Below are 21,098 nucleotides of genomic sequence, written 5' to 3' on the forward strand. Positions count from 1 at the left end.
ACCGCGCCCATCGGAGAAGCGCTAGCCGGCCCCGGGAGCGTCGTCCACCCGTACCGGGCGCCGCTCCCTGCGCGAGGTCTCGCAGGCCTCCGCGACGCGGAGGGCCGCCAGGGCCTCCCGGCCGTCGCACGGGTTGGCCGCCTCCCCGCGCACCAGCCGGACGAAGGCGTCGAGCTCCGCCTCGTACGCGGGACCGAACCGCTCCAGGAACCCCGGCCAGGGCTTCCCCGGCGCGGTCGGCTCCTGCGGCTCCAGCGAGGTGAGCGGGGTCCGGTCGTCCAGGCCCACCACGACCTGGTCCCGGTCGCCCGCCAGCTCCATGCGGACGTCGTACCCGGCGCCGTTGCAGCGGGTCGCCGTCGCCGTGACCAGCGTGCCGTCGTCCAGGGTGAGGAGCGCCGCCGCCGTGGACACGTCGCCGGCCGCCCGGAACATCGCCGGGCCCGCGTCCGAGCCGGTCGCGTACACCTCCACGACCTCCCGGCCGGTCACCCAGCGGACGATGTCGAAGTCGTGCACCAGGCAGTCACGGAACAGACCGCCCGAGAGCGGGAGGTACGCGGCGGGCGGCGGCTCCGGGTCGGAGGTGGCGGCCCGTACGGTGTGCAGCCGGCCGAGCCGCCCCGAGCGCACCGCCTCCCGCGCCGCCCGGTACCCCGCGTCGAAGCGCCGCATGAACCCGAGCTGGAGTTCCGTGCCCGCCTCGGCCACCGCCGCGAGCGCCACCCGCGTCCCCGGCACGTCCAGGGCGATCGGCTTCTCGCAGAAGGCCGGCAGCCCCGCGCCCGCCGCGCGGGCGATCAGCTCCGCGTGCGCGGCCGTCGCCGAGGCGATCACCACGGCGTCGAGGGCGTGACCGAACAGGGCCGTCACATCCGGCGCCGCCTCCGCGCCCAGCGCGCCCGCGACCCCGGCCGCCCGGCCGGCGTCCGCGTCCGCCACGACCAGCGACTCGACCTCCGGGTGCCGGGCCAGCACCCCCGCGTGGAAGCTCCCGATCCGTCCCGTACCGATGAGTCCGATGCGCATGGCCCCACCGTGGAGCCGTCCGTCCCCGCTGTCAAGGATTTGTCAGGACAACCGGACGTCACGGCTTCCCGTCATCAGCGCACCCGGCTACGCTCCCCCCGTGTCCAAGCAGTCCGGCTCCTCCCTGCCCCCGCTCTCCGTGGACCGCAGCAGCCCGGTCCCGCTCTACCACCAACTGGCCCAGCAGCTGGAGAGGGCCGTGGAGGACGGCACGCTGACCCCGGGCACCCTCCTCGGCAACGAGATCGACCTCGCCACCCGCCTCGGCCTCTCCCGGCCCACCGTCCGCCAGGCCATCCAGACCCTCGTCGACAAGGGCCTCCTGGTCCGCCGCCGGGGCGTCGGCACCCAGGTCGTGCAGAGCGGGGTGCGGCGCCCGCCGGAGCTCAGCAGCCTCTACGACGACCTGGACGCCGCCGGGAGGAGCCCCACCACCCGGGTCCTGGTCAACCGCGTCGAACCCGCCACCGGACCGGTCGCCGAGGCCCTCGGCGTACCCGAGGGGAGCGAGGTCCACTATCTGGAGCGGCTCCGGACGGCGCACGGGGAGCCCGTCGCGTACCTCCGGAACCATCTTCCGCCCGGCCTGCTCGACCCGGACACCGCCCGTCTGGAGACCACCGGCCTCTACCGGATGCTGCGTTCCGCCGCGCTCACCCTGCACAGCGCCCGGCAGGTCGTGGGCGCGCGCGCCGCGACCGCCGCCGAGGCGGCGCTGCTCGACGAACGGGAAGGGGCCCCGCTGCTCACCATGGAACGTGTCACCTACGACGACACGGGCCGCGCCGTCGAGTACGGTTCCCACCTCTACCGGGCCGCCCGTTACTCCTTCGAGTTCCGGCTGATGGTCCGTCCGTAGGACCCGGGGCGGCCGACCGGACGGCCGGAGACAGGCCCCCCGGCGAGCGCCACGACCCGCATGACCGATACTGCAATGCACGCAGAAGGACACAAAGGAGGGCACGGCCTCGTGACCAGGCTTCGGACAGGAGGGGTACGCGCCGTCATCGGTGCCGTGCTCGCGCTCGCGCTCACCGGGGCGCTCGCCGGGTGCAGCAGCACCGGCGGAAAGCGGGCGGAGGACGCCCGCAGGGCAGCCGAGGCCCAGGGCAGGGCGGCCGTCGACACCCCCCGCTGGACCGTCGCCATGGTGACGCACTCCGGCGACGGCGACACGTTCTGGGACATCGTCCAGAAGGGCGCCAAGCAGGCGGCCGTCAAGGACAACATCAACTTCCTCTACGCCCACAGTGACGAGGCCCAGCAGCAGGCGCAGCTGATCGACTCGTACGTCGCCAAGGGTGTCGACGGACTGATCGTCACCCTCGCCAAGCCCGACGCCATGAAGGCCGCCGTGGAGAAGGCCGTCAAGGCCGGCATCCCGGTGATCACCGTGAACTCGGGCGCCGAGCAGTCCAAGGCGTACGGGGCGCTCACCCACATCGGCCAGGACGAGACCGTCGCCGGTGAGGCGGTCGGCGAGGAACTCGACAAGCGCGGCAAGAAGAAGGCGCTCTGCGTCCTGCACGAGCAGGGCAACGTCGGCCACGAACAGCGCTGCGCCGGCGCGAAGAAGACCTTCGGCGGCGAGCTGGTCAACCTGTACGTCGACGGCACCAACATGCCCGACGTGAAGGCCTCCATCGAGGCCAAGCTCCAGTCCGACAAGGCCATCGACGCCGTCGTCACCCTCGGTGCCCCCTTCGCCGGCACCGCCGTCCAGGCGGCCAGGAGCGCGGGCAGCAAGGCCGAGATCGACACCTTCGACCTCAACGCCAAGGTCGCGAGCTCTCTCCAGGCCGGCACCCTCGGCTTCGCCGTCGACCAGCAGCCCTACCTCCAGGGCTACGAGGCCGTCGACCTGCTCTGGCTCTACCGCTACAACGCCGACGTCCTCGGCGGCGGCAAGCCGGTCCTGACCGGCCCCCAGATCATCACCAAGGACGACGCCGCCGCGCTCGTCGGGTACGCGGAGCGGGGCACCCGATGAGCTCCACCGCCCCGGCGCCGGAACCGCCCGGCGTCGACCACGTCGACGAGCGGCTGCTGCGCACCACCCCGCTCAAGAAGCTGCTGGCCCGCCCCGAACTGGGCTCGGTCGTCGGCGCGGTCGCCGTCTTCGTCTTCTTCTCGGCGGTCGCCGACAGCTTCCTGCGCGCCTCCAGCCTCGGGACCGTGCTCTACGCGGCCTCGACCATCGGCATCATGGCCGTCCCGGTCGCGATGCTCATGATCGGCGGCGAGTTCGACCTCTCGGCCGGTGTCCTGGTGACCAGCTCCGCGCTGATCTCCTCGATGTTCAGCTACCAGATGACGGCGAACGTCTGGGTCGGCGTCGGGGTCTCGCTGCTCGTCACGCTGGCGATCGGCGTCTTCAACGGCTTCATGCTGACCCGTACGAAACTGCCCAGCTTCATCATCACGCTCGGCACCTTCCTCATGCTGACCGGTCTGAACCTGGGCCTCACCAAGCTCATCAGCGGCACCGTCTCCACCAAGACCATCGCCGACATGGAGGGCTTCGACTCCGCCCGCAAGCTCTTCGCCTCGCAGCTGACCATCGGCGGCGTCGAGTTCAAGGTGACCATCCTCTGGTGGTTCGGGCTCGTGGCGCTCGCCACCTGGATCCTGCTGCGCACCCGCTTCGGCAACTGGATCTTCGCGGTCGGCGGCGGCGCCGACGCGGCCCGCGCGGTCGGCGTCCCGGTCTACCGGACGAAGATCGGCCTCTACATGGGCGTGGCCTTCTGCGCCTGGATCTCGGGGCAGCACCTGCTGTTCTCCTTCGACGTCGTCCAGTCGGGCGAAGGCGTCGGCAACGAGCTGATCTACATCATCGCGGCCGTCATCGGCGGCTGTCTGATCACCGGCGGATACGGCTCCGCCATCGGCTCGGCGGTCGGCGCGCTCATCTTCGGCATGACCAGCAAGGGCATCGTGTACGCCGAGTGGAACCCGGACTGGTTCAAGTTCTTCCTGGGAGCGATGCTCCTCCTGGCGACCCTGCTGAACGCCTGGATCCGCAAGCGCGTGGAGGCCACCAAGTGACGACCGAAGCCACGGCGCAGGCCGCCCCGCTGGTCGAGCTCGACGACGTCAGCAAGTACTACGGCAACATCCGCGCCCTCGAAGGGGTCTCCCTGGAGGTCCGCTCCGGCGAGATCTCCTGCGTCCTCGGCGACAACGGCGCGGGGAAGTCCACCCTCATCAAGATCATCGCCGGTCTGCACCGGCACGACGCGGGAACCTTCCGCATCGAGGGGGAGGAGGTCACCCTCGCCAACCCGCGCGACGCCCTCGACCGGGGCATCGCCACCGTCTACCAGGACCTGGCCGTGGTCCCGCTGATGCCGGTCTGGCGGAACTTCTTCCTGGGCTCCGAGCCCACCAGGGGCTCCGGCCCCTTCAAGCGGCTCGATGTCGCCCTGATGCGGTCCACCACCCGCGAGGCGCTGCTGCGCATGGGCATCGACCTGCGCGATGTCGACCAGCCGATCGGCACCCTCTCCGGCGGCGAGCGGCAGTGCGTGGCCATCGCCCGCGCCGTCCACTTCGGCGCCAAGGTCCTCGTCCTCGACGAGCCGACCGCCGCGCTCGGCGTGAAGCAGTCCGGGGTCGTCCTGAAGTACGTGGCCGCCGCCCGTGACCAGGGCCTCGGCGTGGTCCTCATCACCCACAACCCGCACCACGCCTACCTCGTCGGCGACCGTTTCGTGCTCCTCAAGCGGGGCGTGATGGCCGGCAGCCACACCAAGGACTCCGTGACGCTCGACGAGTTGACCCGGCAGATGGCCGGCGGCACCGAGCTGGAGGACCTCCGCCACGAGCTGGAGCGCCCCTCCGCGCCGTAGCCCGACCCGCCTCGACCAGACGGCCGCTTCACACCGCACCTGGCAGAATCGGAGCCGATGAGTACCTACCGTGACCTCGCGCACCGGGGATCGGCCCGGGGCACCGTGCTGCGGACCGTCGGGACCCGGGAGCGGCGCTCCCACCTGACGGCGCCCCGGGTGCCGACCGTCGGCATCGACATCGGCGGTACGAAGGTGATGGCCGGTGTCGTCGACGCCGACGGCAACATCCTGGAGAAGCTCCGCACGGAGACCCCGGACAAGTCCAAGAGCCCCAAGGTCGTCGAGGACACCATCGTCGAGCTGGTCCTCGACCTCTCCGACCGGCACGATGTGCACGCCGTCGGCATCGGCGCGGCCGGCTGGGTCGACGCCGAGCGCGCCACCGTGCTCTTCGCCCCGCACCTCGCCTGGCGGAACGAGCCGCTGCGCGACGCCCTCCAGGGCCGTCTCGCCGTGCCCGTCATGGTCGACAACGACGCCAACACCGCCGCCTGGGCCGAGTGGCGCTTCGGCGCCGGACGCGGCGAGGACCACCTCGTCATGATCACCCTCGGCACCGGCATCGGCGGCGCCATCCTGGAGGGCGGCCAGGTCAAGCGCGGCCGGTACGGGGTCGCCGGCGAGTTCGGCCACATGCAGGTCGTGCCCGGTGGACACCGCTGCCCGTGCGGCAACCGGGGCTGCTGGGAGCAGTACAGCTCGGGCAACGCGCTGGTCCGCGAGGCCCGCGAGCTGGCCGCCGCCGACTCCCCGGTGGCGTACGGGATCATCGATCGGGTCAAGGGGAACATCCCGGAGATCACCGGACCGCTCATCACCGAGCTGGCCCGCGAGGGCGACGCCATGTGCGTCGAGCTGCTCCAGGACATCGGCCAGTGGCTGGGCGTCGGCATCGCCAACCTCGCCGCCGCGCTCGACCCCTCCTGCTTCGTCATCGGCGGCGGTGTCTCGGCCGCCGACGACCTGCTCATCGGCCCCGCCCGGGACGCCTTCCGCCGCCATCTCACCGGCCGTGGCTACCGCCCCGAGGCCCGTATCACCCGCGCCCAGCTCGGCCCCGAGGCGGGCATGGTCGGCGCCGCCGACCTCGCCCGGCTCGTCGCCCGCCGCTTCCGCCGCGCCAACCGGCGCCGGGTGGAGCGGTACGAACGGTACGAGCGCTACGCCCAGGCCCTGCGCAGCGGGACCTCGGCCCGGGCCCCCCGTACCCCCGAGGACCCGCCTTCATGACCGTGCCCCACCAGTCCACCCCGCCCCGCACCCCGCAGGAGAGGCTCCCCGAGGACCACCGGCACATGATCCGCCGCCGCTGGCTGACGGCCGTCATCATCGTGCTGCTCGTCGGCATTCCGGCCGGCTATCTCGTCATCTCCGCCGGGCAGAGCCGCGACAGCGGCCGGGACAAGGAGCGCGAGTCCTCGGCGGCCGGCCTCCAGGAGAACTGGCCCTCGCTGATGAAGCGCCGGGTGTTCGAGGTGCCGGTCCCGGCCGGGGCGTGGGGCGTCGCCTACTACGAGACCAGCAACTGGAAGACGAGCCGGCTGTACGTGCAGTTCTCGACGACCGCGACGGGTCTCGACGTCTTCCTCGCCGAGTCCGGCACGAGCCGCGCGGCCCTCACTCCCGGGCGGGTGACCGTCGGGGAGCGGGACGTCGAGATCGCCGGCTGGCGCTTCGTGGAGGGCATGCAGTGGTCGGGCACCACGGTGAAGCGTGAGAAGCCGCGGCCGCACACCGACATCACGGTCGACCTCACGGACCCGGCGTTCCCCCGGGTGTACGCGGTCTCGGCGACGAGTCCCTGAGATCCGGTCCTGAGATCCGGTCCTGAGATCCGGTCCTGAGAGCGGCCGGACAACGCCCGGCCCGCCCTGCTGTCAGGCGTTCTTCTCCATGCCCGGACGCAGCCTGGCGAGCAGGGTGTGGAGGGTCGCGCTCTCGTCCGCGTCGAGGGTGTCGAGCGCGCCGCTGGTGGCCTGCATCTCCTCGCGGACACGGCGTATGAGCTCGCGGCCCTCGTCGGTCGCGACGACGTTCTTCACGCGGCGGTCGGCGGGGTCGGGCTCGCGACGGACCAGCTCGCGGGCCTCCAGGCGGTCGATGATCCCGGTGACGTTGGACGCGTCGCAGACCAGCAGGGTGGCGAGCGCGCGCATCGGCAGCGGGCCGTTCAGCTGGGCGAGGACCTTCGCCTGGGTGGAGGTCAGCCCGTGGTGCGCGGCGGCGGACGCGAAGTCGCGCCACTGGGCCGTGCCGATGGCGGCGAGCAGCTCCATGAGCTGCAGCTTGGTGGGGTGGGCGGGGGTGGTCGCGCTCATGGGACGAGCCTACTCAGAACACTTGACATTATCAATTGTTTACTTGACCACCTCAAGTATCCGGGCCTACCTTCGTCGAGTTACTTGATGAGATCAAACATCGACGGTCTAAAGCACTGAAAAGGCCTCTCCTGCCATGAGCCACACCCCCGCGCCGCCCTCCGCCGACCCCCGGCGCGAGACGCTCATCGTCTTCGCCCTGAGCCTCGCCGCCATGGTCGTCTCGATGATGCAGACCCTGCCGGTCCCGATCCTCGGCCTCATCCGCGCCGACCTGGGCACCTCGGCCGCGAACGTGAGCTGGGTGACCACCGCGACCCTGCTCTCCGCCGCCGTCTTCACCCCGCTGCTCGGCCGCTTCGGCGACCAACACGGCAAGAAGCCCACCCTCGTCGCCGTCCTCGGCGTCATGGTCGCCGGCTCCGTCGTCGCCGCCCTCGCGACCTCGCTGCCCCTGCTCGTCCTCGGCCGCGTCCTCCAGGGCGCCGCCACCGCGATCTTCCCGCTCGCCCTCTCCGTGCTTCGCGAGGAGGTCCGCCCGCAGAAGCTGCCCGGCGCCATGTCGCTGGTCAGCGGCACTCTCGCCTTCGGCAGCGGACTCGCGCTCGTCGCCACCGGCCTGCTCACCTCGGGCTCCGGCGCCGACTACCGCAACGCATTCTGGATGGCGACCGGCTTCGCCGCGCTCGCCCTGCTGGCCGTCGTCCTCCTCGTCCCCGCCACCCGCCACAAGACCGGCGGGCGCACCGACCTCCTCGGCGCGCTGACCCTCGGCCTCACCCTGCTGCTGCTCCTGCTGCCCATCTCGCAGGGCCATGAGTGGGGCTGGACCTCGGCCCGCACCCTCGGCAGCTTCGCGGGGTCGGCCGTCATGGCTGCGGTCTGGGTCCTCACCGAGCTGAAGGTCCGCGAACCCCTCGTCGACATGAGGATGTTCGTCCACCGGCCCGTCCTCATGGCCAACCTGGCCGGTGTCCTCGTCGGCTTCGGCATGTTCGCGAACTTCCTGGGCGTCTCCTACCTGGTCCAGATGCCCGAGGCGCTCACCGGGTACGGCTTCGGGGCGTCGGTCCTGCGCGCCTCCGTCGAGTTCCTGCTGCCCGGAGCGATCGTCTCGCTGCTCGCCTCGCCCGTCGGCGGCCAGCTGGTCCGCCACCGGGGCCCGCGCACGGCCCTGGCCGTGGCCGCCGCCCTCGGCGCGGTGGGCTTCGTCTGGCTCGCCCTGGGCCACGGACAGGCGGCTTCGGTGATCGGGGCCGGTGTGGTCGTCGGCGCCTCCGTCAGCTTCGGGTACGCGGCGATGCCGGCGGTCATCATGGCGAGCGTCCCGCACCACCAGAGCGGCATCGCCAACGGCATCAACTCCATCTCGCGCTCCACGGGCAGCGCGATCGGCAGCGCGGTGGTCACGACGATCCTGGCCTCGCGGACCGTCGAGCACCTCCCGGCCGGGATCCCGCCGCTGCCGGCGGAGCCCGGCTTCACCCTCACCTTCTGGATCGGGGCGACGGCCTTCGCCCTGGTCGGTCTGGTGGCCTGGATCGGCCTCCGCGCCCGCCCCGAGCCCCGCACGGCCACGGAGGCGGCCCCGGTCGCCGACGCCGAGAAGGTGGCCGCCGGATAGGGAGCCCCCGGGCCGTCGTCGAGCGGCGCCGACAGTGAGAAAGCCCCGCCGGAGCGGTCCGGCGGGGCTTCGTCGTACCCGGTTCGGAGACCGGTCGGGCGGCCGGACCCACGAGGGTGAGGCAACCGGTTTCCGCTCAGGGGTTGTCAGTACAATTTCACATTACTATGGTACAGGCGCGTCATCCCGACATCCCTTCCCGGAGGCTGTACTTCGTGAGCACCACCCCGCACACGGTCCGCACCACCGACTACCACGCCGCCGGCGAGCCCTTCCGGATCGTGGACGAGGACCTGCCCCCCATCCCCGGCGACACCGTCGCCGAGCGCCGCGCCACCGCGCTCGGACCCGGCGGCTCCGGCACCGACCCGCGCCCCGGCGCCCTCGACGACCTGCGCCGCCTCCTCTCCCGGGAGCCGCGCGGGCACGCCGGAATGTACGGCGGCTTCATCGTGCCGCCCGACGACGACGGCGCCCACTTCGGCGTCCTCTTCTGGCACAAGGACGGCTACTCCACCGCCTGCGGCCACGGCACCATGGCCCTCGGCGCCTGGGCCGTCGACACCGGCCGCGTCCCCGCCCCCGACGACGGCGACGTCCCCGTCCGCATCGACGTGCCCTCCGGCCGCGTCACCGCGACCGTGCACCGCGCCGAAGGCCGCACCACCGGAGTCACCTTCCGCAACATCCCGGCCCGCACCCTCGCCCGCAAGGTCCCGGTCACCACCACCTTCGGCACCGTCGACGTCGACATCGCCGACTCCGGCGCCTGCTACGTCTCCGTCCCCGCCCGCGCGCTCGGCCTCGACGTCACCGTGCCGGCCCTGCCCGAACTCGTCCGCGCCGGACGGGAGATCCGCGCCGCGCTCCCCACGTACGACGTCTACGGCGTCATCCTCCACGAGGAACTGCCCGACACCCCCGAGGGGCCCGCCCAGCGCAACGTCACCGTCTTCGCCGACGGCCAGATCGACCGCTCGCCCTGCGGATCCGGCACCTCCGCGCGCCTCGTCCTGCTCGGCGAGGACGGCCGCCTCGCCCCCGGCGAGACCCTGCGCCACGAATCCGTCGTCGGCACCGTCTTCACCGGCCGCCTCCTCGACGGAGGGGTCACCGAGGTCACCGGCACCACCCACCGCACCGGCAGCCACGCCTTCCACCTCGACCCCCACGACGACCTGGGAGCGGGGTTCCTCCTGTGACCAGGCCGCTCTTCCTCGACGCCGCGACCATGGCCCGCCTGCTGGGCCCCGCCGCCGTCGCCGACGTCCTCGCCGATGTCCTGCGCGCCGGACTCGAACCCGACGCCCAGCCGCACCGCTCCGCCGTGCCCGTCCCGGCCGGCGAACTCCTCCTGATGCCCGCCGCCTTCGGCTCCTTCGCCGGCGTCAAGATCGCCGGAGTGGCCCCCGGCAACGCCGCCCTCGGGCTGCCCCGCATCACCGGCTCCTACCTGCTGCTCGACGGCACCGACCTCCGGCCGCTCGCCCTCCTCGACGGGGCGGCCCTCACCGAGCTGCGCACCCCGGCCGTCTCCGCCCTCGCCGTCAGCCGGCTGACCCCGGCCGACCGGCCGCTGCGTCTCGTCGTCTTCGGCTCGGGCCCCCAGGCCTACGGCCACCTGGAGGCCGTCCTCGCCGTCCGCGAGGTCGCCGAGGCCGTCGTCGTCGCGCGCAACGAGGCCGGCGGACGCGCCCTCGCCGGATACGCCCGCACCCTCGGCGTCCTCGCCCGCACCGGCGCCCCCGACGAGGTCGCCAAGGCCGACCTCGTCGTCTGCTGCACCACGGCCCGCGAACCGCTCTTCGACGGCGCCCTGGTGCCGCCGGGCGCCACCGTCGTCGCCGTCGGCTCGCACGAGCCGGACGCCCGCGAGACCGACAGCACGCTCGTCGCCCGCTCCGAGGTCTACGTCGAGGGGCGGGCCGCAGCGCTGCGCGAGGCGGGCGACCTGCTCGTCCCCCTCTTCGAGGGAGCGATCGGGGCCGACCACATCGCGGGCGACCTCGCCGAGCTGGTGACCGGCCGCAGCCTGCCCTCCGAGGACCGTCCGCGCTTCTTCAAGAGCGTGGGCATGGCCTGGGAGGACCTCGCCGTCGCCACCGCCCTCTACCGGGCCGCCGGTTCGGCCTGACCACAGCCGAATGCCCCGGCCCCGCCCGAAGGCGGGACCGGGGCATTCGGCGTTCCTCAGGCGGCCTCGGGGAAGTGGCAGGCGACCTCCCGCGCCTCGCCCGGCGCCGCGATCCGCAGCAGCGGAGCCTCCGTACGGCAGATCGCCTGCGCCTTCGGGCAGCGCGGGTGGAAGGTGCAGCCCGGCGGGGGAGACGCGGGGCTCGGCGGGTCACCGAGCAGCGTGATCCGCTCGCGCGCCCGCTCGGCCGCCGGGTCCGGCAGCGGTACGGCGGACAGCAGCGCCCGGGTGTAGGGGTGCGCGGGGGCCGCGTACACCCGTTCCTTGGCGCCGATCTCCACGATCCGGCCGAGGTACATCACGGCCACCCGGTCGCAGACCCGCTTCACCACGGACAGGTCGTGGGCGATGAAGAGGTAGGCGAGGCCCAGTTCGCGCTGGAGCCGCTCCATCAGATTGACGATCTGCGCCTGGACGGAGACGTCGAGGGCGGAGACCGGTTCGTCGGCCACCACCAGACGAGGACCGGTGGCCAGGGCGCGGGCGATGCCGATGCGCTGGGCCTGGCCGCCGGAGAACTCGTGCGGGTAGCGGTCGATGTGCTCGGGGATGAGCCCGACCAGTTCCATCAGCTCCGAGGCCCGCTCGCGCGCCGCAGCCGCCGAACTCCCCTGCACGAGCAGCGGGTCGGAGATGATCCGGGCCACCGTCTGCCGGGGGTTGAGGGAGGAGTGCGGGTCCTGGAAGACCATCTGGAGGTCGCGCCGGAGCGGTTTGAGCTCCCGCTGCGACAGATGGCTGATGTCGCGCCCGGCGTACGAGACGGATCCGGCGGTCGGTTCCAGGAGCCGTACGATCGTGCGGCCCGTGGTCGACTTGCCGCAGCCGGACTCGCCGACGAGGCCCAGGGTCTCGCCCGCCGCCACGTCGAAGCCGATGCCGTCGACGGCCCGGACCGGGGCCGAGCTCCTGCGGCGCCCCGGGAACGTCATCGTGAGGTCCCGGACCCGGAGCAGGGGCGGTGGGGTCGTGGTCATGAGGCGACGCCTTCGTACGCGGGGAAGTGGCAGGCGGCCGGGTGGCCGTCCGGGCCGCCGAGGGCCGGGCGTTCGCCCGTGCAGCGGGCCCGCTCCTCGGCGGAGCCGGCGGCGGCCCGGGAGCAGCGGGGTGCGAACGCGCAGCCCGGTGCCGGTGCGAGCAGCGACGGCGGGCTGCCCGGGATCGCCCGCAGCGGGGCGTCGTCGGGGTCGTCGAGGCGGGGGAGCGAGTCGAGCAGCCCCCGGGTGTAGGGGTGGGCGGGGGACGCGAACAGGTCGTCCACCGAGGCGTGTTCGGCGGCCCGCCCGCCGTACATGACGAGCACGTCGTGGGCCACCCGGGCGACCACCCCGAGATCGTGGGTGATCATGACGACGGAGAGGCCCCGCTCCTGCTGGAGCCGGGCGATCAGGTCCAGGATCTGGGCCTGGACCGTGACGTCGAGCGCGGTGGTGGGTTCGTCCGCGATGAGCAGGTCGGGTTCGCAGACGAGCGCCATCGCGATCATCACGCGCTGGCGCATGCCGCCGGAGAACTGGTGGGGGTACTCGCCGGCCCGGCGCCGGGGCTCGGGGATGCCGACCTCGGCGAGCGCCTCCACGGCCCGCTCGCGGGCGGCGGCCCGCCGGGAGCCGAAGTGGACCCGGTGGTGCTCGGCGACCTGCTCGCCGACGGTGTAGTAGGGGTGGAGGCTGGACAGCGGGTCCTGGAAGATCATGGCCATCCGCCGGCCGCGCAGCCCGTTCAGCTCGCGGTCGGAGAGGCCGATCAGTTCCCGGCCGCCGAGGGTGACGGAGCCGGTGACCTCGGCGCCCGTGTGCAGGCCCATGACGGCGAGGGAGGTCACCGACTTCCCGGAGCCGGACTCGCCGACGATGCCGAGGGTCCGGCCGGGCAGCACGTCGAAGGCGAGGGAGTCGACGGCCCGGACGGGGCCGCGCTTCGTCGGGAAGGTGACCGTGAGGTCCCGTACCGACAGGAGGGAGGCGGAGTCGGCCATCAGTACCTCACTCGCGGGTCGACGACGGCGTACAGCAGGTCGACGGCCAGGTTGGCGACGACGATGAAGGTGGCGGCGAGCAGGGTCACACCGAGGACGACCGGCTGGTCGCCGGTGGACAGGGCGCCGTAGAAGAGGCGTCCCACTCCGGGCAGTCCGAAGATGGACTCGGTGATCACCGCGCCCGCGAGCAGCCCGCCCAGGTCCATCCCGAAGATGGTCAGGATGGGTGTCATGCCGGCGCGCAGTCCGTGCTTGACGACCACGGTGCGACGCGGGAGCCCCTTGGCGCGGGCGGTGCGGATGTACGGCTCCGCCATGCTCTCGATCATCGAACTCCGGCTCTGCCGCGCGTACATGGCGGCATAGAGCAGGGCCAGCGCCAGCCAGGGGAGCAGCAGGTTGGAGGCCCAGGAGAGCGGGTCGGAGCCGAAGGGCACGTACTGCGGGTACGGCAGCAGGCCGGCGACCCGGATCAGCCCGTAGATCAGCATCACCGAGGTGAAGTAGACGGGCAGCGAGGCGGCGGCGACCGCTCCGACCATCAGGACCCGGTCGGTGACGGTGTCCTTGCGGAGGGCGGCGGTGACGCCCGCGCCGAGACCGAGCACCAGCCAGATCACGGCGGCGCCCACGGCCAGCGAGGCGGAGACCGGCAGCCGGTCGACGAGGAGGTCCCAGACGCCCGTGCTGTTCTCGTACGAGTAGCCGAGGCAGGGGAAGTCGCACTCCAGGGCGTACTGGCCGGTGCCCAGGGTGCGGCCGGTGAAGATGCCCGTGACGAAGTCGGCGAACTGCCGCCAGAGCGGGGCGTCCAGGCCCATGTTGGCGCGGATGGCCTCCAGGCGGTCGGCGCTGCACGACTTGCCGCAGGCGGCGGCGGCGGGGTCGGAGGGGAGGACGTAGAAGATGGCGAAGGTGACGGCGGCGATGGCGAGCAGTACGCCGAGCACGCCGAGCAGCCGGCGGCCGAGGTAGAGGATCACGCGCCGCCTCCCCTCGGGTCGAGGACGTCGCGCAGCGTGTCGCCGAGGAGGGTGAACGCGAGCACGGTGAGGAACAGGCAGAGACTCGGGACGGCGAAGTACATGGGGTCCGTGTCGTAGTAGGCGACGCTCTCGGCGATCATCTGGCCCCAGGAGGGGGTCGGCGGACGGACGCCGACGCCGAGGTAGCTGAGGGCGGCCTCGGTGGCGATCATGCCGGGGACCATCAGCGTGGTGTAGGCGATGACGGGGCCCGCGACGCCCGGGAGGATGTCGCGGACGAGGATGCGCCAGGGGCCGGAGCCGCCGACGCGGGCGGCGTCGACGTACTCGCGGTGCTTGAGCGACAGGGTCTGGCCGCGGACGACGCGGGCGATGCCGGGCCAGCCGAAGAGGCCGATGACGGCGGTCATGAGGACGATCCGGTTGACATCCCGGGCCACCGACATCATCGCGATCATGAAGATGAGGGAGGGGAAGGACATGGTGAGGTCCATCAGCCGGGACAGGATGGTGTCGGTGCGTCCGCCGAAGTAGCCGGCGGCGATGCCGGCCGCCGTCCCCGCGACGACCACGATGGCCGTCGCGGAGAAGGCGATGAGCAGCGACACCTGGGCGCCGTGCACGACCCGGGCGAACAGGTCGCGGCCGGTGATGGGCTCGACGCCGAGCCAGTGGTCGGCCGAGACGCCGCCGAGCGGACCGATGGGCAGGCCGCCCAGGTACGGGTCGACGGCGCTCTTGTCGAACTCGTCCGGGCCCCAGCCGCCCAGCGCGCTGAGCAGCGGGGCGGCCACGGTGAGGAGCGCGAAGAACGCGACCACGCCGAGGGAGATCCGGGCGGAGGGGCGGCGGCGCAGTTCGGCGCGGACGAGCTGCCAGGGCCCGCCGGCCGCGCGGGCGGCGGTCGGGGTGGCGCTCTTGCGGAACCTGCCGGACCTGCCCGGACTTCCCGGCTCGGTGGGTCCGGTGGATGTGCGGGGCTCGTCGGGCTGGGTGGTGCCCGCGGTGTCGATGGTCATGGGGTGGTGCCCGTCGTGTCGGTGGTCATCGGGCCGGTTCTCAGTTCGAGCTCTTCGACGGGTCCTTGAGGCCGACGGTCGCGTAGTCGATCTGCCCGCTCCAGGAGATGTGGCCGTAGGCGCCGGCGATGTTGGTGCCGACGAGGAGTGAGCGGCGCTTCATGGCTCCGGGGGCGACCGGGGCCTTGGCGAGGATCTGTCCGTCGAGCTCCTGCCACGCCTTGTTGGCCTGGCCGCCGTCGGTCATGGCGGCGATCTCGTCCATCCGCTTCATGACGGCGTCGTCCTTGAAGAGGGAGTGGTTGCCGGAGTTGCCCTTCTCCTTGATGTAGCGGCCGTCGAAGACGAAGGGGAGGAAGGTGGTGCCGGAGGGGAAGTCGGGGCACCAGCCGGTGTAGACGAGGTCCGTGCGGTTCTTGGTGTCGCCGATGGTGTCGTAGAAGGCGGACGGGTCGACGGTCTCGATGGTCACCTTGATGCCGGCCCGGCCCAGGGACTGCTGGATGGCCTCACCGATCGCCTTGTCGTTGATGGAGACGGTGAGGCTGGTGGAGAAGCCGCCGGCCTTTCCGGCCTCCTTGAGCAGCTGCTTGGCCTTCTCGGGGTCGCCGGAGAGCGGGATCTTCAGGGTGTCGGGCTGCTTTCCGCCGGTGAAGAGGGAGCCGGGCATGGCGGCGCTGGAGGCGTCGGTGACGGCCGGGCCGCCGGTGGCGGTGACGATCGCCTCCCGGTCGAGGGCCCACTGCACGGCCTGGCGGACCTTCACGTTGTCGAAGGGGGCGCGGCCGGTGTGCATCTGGACCATCTCGGTACAGCTGCTGGACTCGGCGAGCAGCCGGGCCTTGACGTCGGCCTTGGTGAGCACCTTGGAGATGGATTCGGGGCGGAGCTGGGCCCAGGGGACGGCGGAGGCGTCGGAGCCGGAGGAGGCGATGAGCCGGTCGTCGATCTGGTTGCCCTTGAGGCCCATGGTGACGACGATCCGGTCCGGGTACGCCTTGCGGACGGAGTCGCTCTTCGGGTCCCAGTGGGTGTTGCGGACCAGGACGATCTGCTTGTCACGGGCGTACGTGTCGATCTTGTACGGTCCCGAGGAGAACGGGCGGTTGTCGTACTGGGGGCCCTTGTCCTGCTTCGGCGGCACGGGGGCGAAGGTCGGCAGGGTGGCGGCGAAGGGGAACTCGGCGAAGGCCGTGTGGAGTTCGAAGACGATCGTGCGGGCGTCGGGTGTCTTCACCGAGTCGAGGTGCTTGCCCTGGGCAGGCCCCTGGTACCCCTTGGCGCCGGCGAGGTAGCGGGCCGCGTAGTCGGGGCCGCCGGGCAGGTCGGGGGAGAAGGACCGCTCCACGTTGTACTTGATGTCCTGGGCGGTGATCGGGGTGCCGTCCTCGTACTTCAGGCCCGGCTTGAGGCGGAAGGTCCAGGTCTTGGCGCCGTTGGACGAGGTGCCGAGGTTCTCGGCGAGGTCGGGGACCAGTTCGCTGCCGCCGGCGCCGGGTGCCGCCTTGTAGGTGACGAGGGTGCGGTAGAGCAGCCGGGTGCCGAAGTCCATGTCGGGCATCACCCAGTTGCGGGCCGGGTCGAGGTGGGTGAAGTCCTGGTTGGAGAGGACGCTGAGCGTGCCGCCCTTCTGCGGGGTGCCGCCGAGGACCGTCCCCACGGTGGTGGTCGCGGGGTTCTTGCCGGTCCGGCCGCCGCCGGACTTCTCTCCGCCGGAGCAGCCGGTCACGGCCAGGGTCAGGGTCGTCACCAGGGCGGTGGCCAGGACGTACGTGCGCTTGTTCATGGGTGGTCACTCCGTGGAACAGTCGGACAGCCGAAGGGCAGCTGGAATGTGACCGGTAACATAGTAATGTGAAATTGCACTGACAAGCTATCGGGAGGGCTGTTACCCATCCGTGTCCGGGAGGTGTCGCGCCGATGTCGCGCCATCGGTCATGCTCCCGGTCCGGGGGCTTGGCAGGCTCAGTGCAATGTGAAATATTACTGAGGTGCCCACGAGACAAACCTCGGACGTCATCGTCATCGGCGCCGGCGTCGTCGGCGCAGCCTGCGCCCACTACGCGGCCCTCGCCGGCCTCTCCGTCACCGTCGTCGACCGCGGCTCCGTCGCGGGCGGCACGACCGGAGCGGGCGAGGGCAACCTCCTGGTCTCCGACAAGGAGCCCGGCCCCGAACTCGAACTCGCCCTCCTCTCCACCACGCTGTGGACCGAGCTCGCCGACCGGCTCCCGCCGACCGTCGAGTACGAGGCCAAGGGCGGCCTCGTCGTCGCCTCCGGCGAGGCGGGACTGAGCGCCCTGCGCGAGTTCGCGGCCCACCAGGGGAAGGCGGGTGTCGTCGCGCACGAGGTGCCGGGTGACCGGCTCCACGACCTGGAGCCCCACCTCGCACCGGGCCTCACCGGCGGATTCCACTACCCGCAGGACTCCCAGGTGATGCCCGCCCATGCTGCCGCGCGGCTGCTCGGCACCGTCGGCGACCGGGTCCGCCTCGCGCTGGGGGAGGAGGTCACCGGCCTCCTGACCGGCGCGGGCGGAGCGGTCCGCGGGGTGCGGACCGCCACCCGCGAACTCCACGCGCCCTACGTGGTGAACGCGGCCGGGACCTGGGGCGGCGCCGTCGCCGGACTCGCCGGCGTCGACCTGCCCGTACTGCCCCGCAGGGGCTTCGTCCTGGTCACCGAACCGCTGCCGCGCGTCGTCCGCCACAAGGTGTACGCCGCCGACTACGTGGCCGACGTGGCCAGCGGCTCCGCCGCCCTCCAGACCTCCGCGGTCGTCGAGGGCACCCCGGCGGGACCCGTCCTCATCGGCGCCAGCCGGGAGCGCGTCGGCTTCGACCGGAGCCTCTCGACCGAGGTGCTGCGCCGCCTCGCCGCCGGTGCCACCTCGTTGTTCCCCGTCCTCGGCACCGTACGGGCCATCCGCACCTACCTCGGCTTCCGCCCCTATCTGCCCGACCACCTGCCCGCCATCGGACCCGACCCCCGGGTCCCCGGGCTGCTGCACGCCTGCGGACACGAGGGCGCGGGCATCGGACTCGCACCGGTCACCGGGCAGATCGTCGCCGCCTGTCTGACCGGAGCCGAACCTCTCCTCGACATCCGCCCCTTCCGGCCCGAGCGCTTCGACACCACCGCCACCGCGACCGCCTGAGGCGCGCACCCACCGTCACGAGAGGAGGGCCCGTGGCCCGCACACCCACCGACCTGGTCGGTGCACAGCCCGACCCGCCGTTCGAGATCACCTTCGACGGCAGGCGGGTCACCGCCCTGCCCGGCCAGACCGTCGCCGCCGCCCTGTGGGGCGCCGGCATCCTGGCCTGGCGCACCACCCGTGACGGCGGCCGGCCGCGCGGCGCCTTCTGTGGCATCGGCCAGTGCTACGACTGCCTCGCCACCGTCAACGGCGAGCCCAACCGGCGCGCCTGTCTGGTCCCGGCCCGCCCGGGCGACGCGATCACCACCCAGGAAGGACACGGCCATGACCGCCTCGGCGTCTGAGCCGAAGGGCCCGTCGGCGTCCGGACCGTACGACCTCGTGGTCGTCGGCGCGGGCTCCGCCGGGCTCGCCGGAGCCGTCACCGCCGCCGAACTCGGCCTCTCCGTCGCCCTCCTGGACTCCTCGACCCAGCCCGGCGGGCAGTTCTACCGGCACCCGGCGCCCGCCCTCGGCGCCGTACGCCCCGAAGCCCTGCACCACGACTGGTCCGCCTTCTCCGACCTGCGCCGACGCCTGGCGGAGAGCAGCGTCGACCATCTGACCGGACACCATGTGTGGTCGGTCGTGAAGGAGGCCGACGGGAGCTGGGCCGCGCACGCCGTCACCGGTGCCGACGGTACGGCGGAAGCACCCGTCCGGGTCCGCGCCCGCGCGCTGCTGCTCGCCACCGGCGCCTACGAGCGCCAGCTGCCCTTCCCCGGCTGGACCCTGCCCGGCGTGGTGGGCGCCGGGGGAGCGCAGGCGATGCTCAAGTCCGGGCTCGTGCTGCCCGGCCGTCGGGTGGTCGTGGCCGGCAGCGGCCCGCTGCTGCTCGCCGTCGCCTCCTCGCTGGCCTCGGCCGGCGCGCGGGTGCCGGCGGTCGTCGAGGCGGCCGGATACCTGCGGTACGCCCGTACCCCCCGTGCCCTCGTCACCAACCCGCGCAAGGCCGTCGAGGCCCTCGTGCACGGCGCCGCACTGGCCCGGCACCGAGTGCCCGTACGGCTGCGCAGCGCGGTCACAGAGGTGCACGGCACCGACCGGGTGGAGGCCGTCACGGTCTCCCGCCTGGACCGCGACTGGCGGCCCGTACCGGGGGCGGGCCGCCGGATCGCGTGCGACGCGCTCGCCGTCGGACACGGCCTCGTGCCCCAGATCGAGCTGGCCACCGCCCTCGGCTGCGCCACCCGCGCGCTGCCGGACGGCACCCTGGGCCTGGACCTGGACGACCTCCAGGAGAGCTCGGTGCCGGGGTTGTGGGCCGCGGGCGAGACCGGCGGCGTGGGAGGCGCCGAACTCGCCCGTACCGAAGGCGAGCTGGCCGGGCGGGCGATAGCCGCCCGGCTGCTCGGCCGCCGCGCCGGTGCGCGGCCGGCGGCCGGGGCGGTCGCCGGTCTCCGCCGCCGCCGGGACCGGATGCGGGCCTTCGCCGACGTGATGTCCGCCGCGCACGCCCCCGGCCCCGGCTGGCCGGGCTGGCTGGCCGACGACACCGACGTGTGCCGCTGCGAGGAGGTCCCCGCGGGCCGCATCCGCGAGGCGGTCGACGAGCTCGGGGCGCGCGACGCCCGGACCGTCAAACTCCTCACCCGGGCCGGCATGGGGTGGTGTCAGGGCCGGATGTGCGGAACGGCCGTGGCGTGCCTCGCGGCCCGTGGCGGCACCCCCGAGCCGCCCGCCGAGCGGCGTCCGTTCGCCGTGCCCGTATCGCTGGCGACGCTCGCCGCGCTCGACGGGACGGCGGACGGGAATGCCGAACCCTCCCGGTAGCGGCTCGGGCCGCGCTGCCGGCGGCGGCCGGGACGCCGCTGCCGGCAGCGGCATGGAAAGCCCTTCCGGAGAACCCCGAAAGTCGGTGGAGACCCCTTGCGGGCTCCCCCTTCCCTGTTAGTAAAATGTCACACATTACAGAAAGGTCGTCGAGATGAACGCCACCACCTGGTCCACCGACCGTCCCTGGCGCGGAATCATGGTCGCCACCACCTTGCCCTTCAAGGAAGACCTCTCCGTCGACTACGACGCCTACGCCGAGCACGTGGCCTGGCTGATCGCCAACGGCTGCGACGGCGTCGTCCCCAACGGCTCCCTCGGCGAGTACCAGACCCTCACCGCCGAAGAGCGCGCCCAGGTCGTCCGCACCGCCGTCGCCGCCGCCGGTGACGGCGCGCGGGTCATGCCCGGCGTCGCCGCCTACGGCAGCGCCGAGTCCCGCCGCTGGGCCGAGCAGGCCGCCGAGGCCGGCTGCGGCTCGGTCCTGCTCCTGCCGCCCAACGCGTACCGCGCCGACGAGCGTTCCGTCGTCGCCCACTACGCCGACGTCGCCGAGGTCGGCATCCCGATCGTCGCGTACAACAACCCGATCGACACGAAGGTCGACCTCGTCCCGAGCCTCCTCGCCAAGCTGCACGGCGCAGGCAGCATCGTCGCCGTGAAGGAGTTCAGCGGCGACGTCCGCAGGGCGTACGAGATCGGCGAGCTCGCCCCCGAGCTCGACCTGCTGATCGGCGCCGACGACGTCCTCCTGGAACTGGCCCTCGCCGGCGCCGTCGGCTGGATCGCCGGCTACCCCAACGCCTTCCCCGCCAGCTGCGCCGAGCTGTACCGCGCCGCCGTCTCGGGCGACATGGGCACCGCTCGCTCGCTCTACTCCTCCCTGCACTCCCTGCTCCGCTGGGACTCCAAGGTCGAGTTCGTCCAGTCCATCAAGCTCTCCATGGACATCGCCGGCCGCAAGGGCGGGCCCACCCGTCCGCCGCGCCTCCCGCTCGACGGCGCGATCGAGGCCGCCGTGCGCACCGCCACCGAGAAGGCCGTCGCCGACGGCCACCGCTGACGGGACCCACCGCCGGTCGCCGGGACCCCCCGGCCACCGGCCGCCCCGGCCGTACCG

Annotated in this window: 20 protein-coding genes; 13 read left to right on the plus strand and 7 right to left on the minus strand. The window is 72.8% G+C overall.

The genetic code is table 11. The features are described from left to right. Positions 1 to 21: 21 nt before the first annotated feature. Entirely contained in the window at positions 22 to 1,029 is a 1,008-nt protein-coding gene (locus tag ABT154_RS28450) for a Gfo/Idh/MocA family protein (protein WP_351860421.1), read from the minus strand. A gap of 139 nt (positions 1,030 to 1,168) precedes the next feature. Here ABT154_RS28450 and ABT154_RS28455 point away from each other — a divergent pair, with 139 nt between their 5' ends. The 6 genes from ABT154_RS28455 to ABT154_RS28480 all read left to right on the plus strand — a co-directional run bounded on the left by ABT154_RS28455 (position 1,169) and on the right by ABT154_RS28480 (position 6,688). After that, a complete protein-coding gene (locus tag ABT154_RS28455; RefSeq protein ID WP_351860482.1) occupies positions 1,169 to 1,888 on the plus strand; it encodes a GntR family transcriptional regulator in 720 nt (239 codons plus the stop codon). Positions 1,889 to 1,999: 111 nt separating this feature from the next. Beyond that, positions 2,000 to 3,019, plus strand: a complete 1,020-nt coding sequence (locus ABT154_RS28460) for a sugar ABC transporter substrate-binding protein (RefSeq protein WP_351860422.1) — start codon at positions 2,000 to 2,002, stop codon at positions 3,017 to 3,019. Next, positions 3,016 to 4,077 carry an ABC transporter permease gene (locus ABT154_RS28465; protein ID WP_351860424.1) on the plus strand — a complete coding sequence of 354 codons (1,062 nt, stop codon included), beginning with the start codon at positions 3,016 to 3,018 and terminating at the stop codon, positions 4,075 to 4,077. The genes ABT154_RS28460 and ABT154_RS28465 overlap by 4 nt, the downstream gene beginning before the upstream one ends. Further along, a complete protein-coding gene (locus tag ABT154_RS28470; protein WP_351860426.1) occupies positions 4,074 to 4,880 on the plus strand; it encodes an ATP-binding cassette domain-containing protein in 807 nt (268 codons plus the stop codon). Before ABT154_RS28465 ends, ABT154_RS28470 begins: the two co-directional genes overlap by 4 nt. Before the next feature lie 57 nt (positions 4,881 to 4,937). Continuing rightward, the gene (locus ABT154_RS28475) at positions 4,938 to 6,113 is read left to right on the plus strand and encodes an ROK family glucokinase (RefSeq protein WP_351860428.1); all 1,176 of its coding nucleotides are present in this window, start codon (positions 4,938 to 4,940) and stop codon (positions 6,111 to 6,113) included. Further along, entirely contained in the window at positions 6,110 to 6,688 is a 579-nt protein-coding gene (locus tag ABT154_RS28480) for a hypothetical protein (RefSeq protein WP_351860430.1), read from the plus strand. Before ABT154_RS28475 ends, ABT154_RS28480 begins: the two co-directional genes overlap by 4 nt. Positions 6,689 to 6,760: 72 nt before the next feature. On the opposite strand, the gene ABT154_RS28485 is transcribed toward ABT154_RS28480, so the two are convergent. Next, positions 6,761 to 7,201: a MarR family winged helix-turn-helix transcriptional regulator gene (locus tag ABT154_RS28485; RefSeq protein WP_351860432.1), complete on the minus strand. Its 441-nt coding sequence runs from the start codon at positions 7,199 to 7,201 to the stop codon at positions 6,761 to 6,763. A gap of 136 nt (positions 7,202 to 7,337) precedes the next feature. Between ABT154_RS28485 and ABT154_RS28490 the strand changes: the two genes are divergently transcribed. The 3 genes from ABT154_RS28490 (at position 7,338) to ABT154_RS28500 (ending at position 10,959) form a co-directional block, all read left to right on the plus strand. Then, positions 7,338 to 8,825, plus strand: a complete 1,488-nt coding sequence (locus ABT154_RS28490) for an MFS transporter (RefSeq protein ID WP_351860434.1) — start codon at positions 7,338 to 7,340, stop codon at positions 8,823 to 8,825. Between the two features lie 215 nt (positions 8,826 to 9,040). Beyond that, positions 9,041 to 10,027, plus strand: coding sequence for a proline racemase family protein (locus ABT154_RS28495; RefSeq protein WP_351860436.1), 987 nt, complete (start codon positions 9,041 to 9,043; stop codon positions 10,025 to 10,027). Then, the gene (locus tag ABT154_RS28500) at positions 10,024 to 10,959 is read left to right on the plus strand and encodes an ornithine cyclodeaminase family protein (RefSeq protein WP_351860438.1); all 936 of its coding nucleotides are present in this window, start codon (positions 10,024 to 10,026) and stop codon (positions 10,957 to 10,959) included. The genes ABT154_RS28495 and ABT154_RS28500 overlap by 4 nt, the downstream gene beginning before the upstream one ends. 56 nt (positions 10,960 to 11,015) lie before the next feature. Here the strand turns inward: ABT154_RS28500 and ABT154_RS28505 are convergent, their stop codons facing one another. The 5 genes from ABT154_RS28505 to ABT154_RS28525 are packed head-to-tail and all read right to left on the minus strand — an operon-like array spanning position 11,016 to position 16,791. Then, positions 11,016 to 11,996 carry an ABC transporter ATP-binding protein gene (locus ABT154_RS28505; RefSeq protein WP_351860440.1) on the minus strand — a complete coding sequence of 327 codons (981 nt, stop codon included), beginning with the start codon at positions 11,994 to 11,996 and terminating at the stop codon, positions 11,016 to 11,018. Further along, the gene (locus ABT154_RS28510) at positions 11,993 to 12,997 is read right to left on the minus strand and encodes an ABC transporter ATP-binding protein (RefSeq protein ID WP_351860443.1); all 1,005 of its coding nucleotides are present in this window, start codon (positions 12,995 to 12,997) and stop codon (positions 11,993 to 11,995) included. The genes ABT154_RS28505 and ABT154_RS28510 overlap by 4 nt, the downstream gene beginning before the upstream one ends. Beyond that, entirely contained in the window at positions 12,997 to 13,983 is a 987-nt protein-coding gene (locus tag ABT154_RS28515) for an ABC transporter permease (protein WP_351860445.1), read from the minus strand. Before ABT154_RS28515 ends, ABT154_RS28510 begins: the two co-directional genes overlap by 1 nt. Further along, complete coding sequence (locus ABT154_RS28520) at positions 13,980 to 15,005, minus strand: ABC transporter permease (protein WP_351860447.1); 1,026 nt, start codon at positions 15,003 to 15,005, stop codon at positions 13,980 to 13,982. Before ABT154_RS28520 ends, ABT154_RS28515 begins: the two co-directional genes overlap by 4 nt. 40 nt (positions 15,006 to 15,045) lie before the next feature. After that, a complete protein-coding gene (locus ABT154_RS28525; RefSeq protein ID WP_351860449.1) occupies positions 15,046 to 16,791 on the minus strand; it encodes an ABC transporter substrate-binding protein in 1,746 nt (581 codons plus the stop codon). Positions 16,792 to 16,996: 205 nt separating this feature from the next. On the opposite strand from ABT154_RS28525, the gene ABT154_RS28530 reads away from it, so the two are divergent. From ABT154_RS28530 to ABT154_RS28545, 4 genes are all read left to right on the plus strand, one after another. After that, positions 16,997 to 18,163, plus strand: coding sequence for an NAD(P)/FAD-dependent oxidoreductase (locus ABT154_RS28530; protein ID WP_351860451.1), 1,167 nt, complete (start codon positions 16,997 to 16,999; stop codon positions 18,161 to 18,163). A gap of 32 nt (positions 18,164 to 18,195) precedes the next feature. Continuing rightward, positions 18,196 to 18,510 (plus strand): (2Fe-2S)-binding protein, encoded by a 315-nt coding sequence (locus tag ABT154_RS28535; protein ID WP_056555996.1) that lies wholly within the window; start codon positions 18,196 to 18,198, stop codon positions 18,508 to 18,510. Continuing rightward, positions 18,491 to 19,978, plus strand: a complete 1,488-nt coding sequence (locus tag ABT154_RS28540) for an FAD/NAD(P)-dependent oxidoreductase (protein WP_351860453.1) — start codon at positions 18,491 to 18,493, stop codon at positions 19,976 to 19,978. The genes ABT154_RS28535 and ABT154_RS28540 overlap by 20 nt, the downstream gene beginning before the upstream one ends. A 154-nt stretch (positions 19,979 to 20,132) precedes the next feature. Further along, positions 20,133 to 21,041 (plus strand): dihydrodipicolinate synthase family protein, encoded by a 909-nt coding sequence (locus ABT154_RS28545; RefSeq protein WP_351860455.1) that lies wholly within the window; start codon positions 20,133 to 20,135, stop codon positions 21,039 to 21,041. The last annotated feature ends 57 nt before the right edge of the window (positions 21,042 to 21,098 follow it).

It is taken from the genome of Streptomyces sp. NPDC001728 (genome assembly GCF_040297565.1).
In the GTDB taxonomy this organism is placed as follows: Bacteria; Actinomycetota; Actinomycetes; order Streptomycetales; family Streptomycetaceae; genus Streptomyces.

Coding starts and splice junctions, on each gene's coding strand:
- ABT154_RS28450 (WP_351860421.1), bottom strand. CDS start 1,029: ATGCGCATCGGACTCATCGGTACGGGACGGATCGGGAGCTTCCACGCG.
- ABT154_RS28465 (WP_351860424.1), top strand. CDS start 3,016: ATGAGCTCCACCGCCCCGGCGCCGGAACCGCCCGGCGTCGACCACGTC.
- ABT154_RS28475 (WP_351860428.1), top strand. CDS start 4,938: ATGAGTACCTACCGTGACCTCGCGCACCGGGGATCGGCCCGGGGCACC.
- ABT154_RS28480 (WP_351860430.1), top strand. CDS start 6,110: ATGACCGTGCCCCACCAGTCCACCCCGCCCCGCACCCCGCAGGAGAGG.
- ABT154_RS28485 (WP_351860432.1), bottom strand. CDS start 7,201: ATGAGCGCGACCACCCCCGCCCACCCCACCAAGCTGCAGCTCATGGAG.
- ABT154_RS28490 (WP_351860434.1), top strand. CDS start 7,338: ATGAGCCACACCCCCGCGCCGCCCTCCGCCGACCCCCGGCGCGAGACG.
- ABT154_RS28505 (WP_351860440.1), bottom strand. CDS start 11,996: ATGACCACGACCCCACCGCCCCTGCTCCGGGTCCGGGACCTCACGATG.
- ABT154_RS28510 (WP_351860443.1), bottom strand. CDS start 12,997: ATGGCCGACTCCGCCTCCCTCCTGTCGGTACGGGACCTCACGGTCACC.
- ABT154_RS28520 (WP_351860447.1), bottom strand. CDS start 15,005: ATGACCATCGACACCGCGGGCACCACCCAGCCCGACGAGCCCCGCACA.
- ABT154_RS28525 (WP_351860449.1), bottom strand. CDS start 16,791: ATGAACAAGCGCACGTACGTCCTGGCCACCGCCCTGGTGACGACCCTG.
- ABT154_RS28540 (WP_351860453.1), top strand. CDS start 18,491: ATGACCGCCTCGGCGTCTGAGCCGAAGGGCCCGTCGGCGTCCGGACCG.
- ABT154_RS28545 (WP_351860455.1), top strand. CDS start 20,133: ATGAACGCCACCACCTGGTCCACCGACCGTCCCTGGCGCGGAATCATG.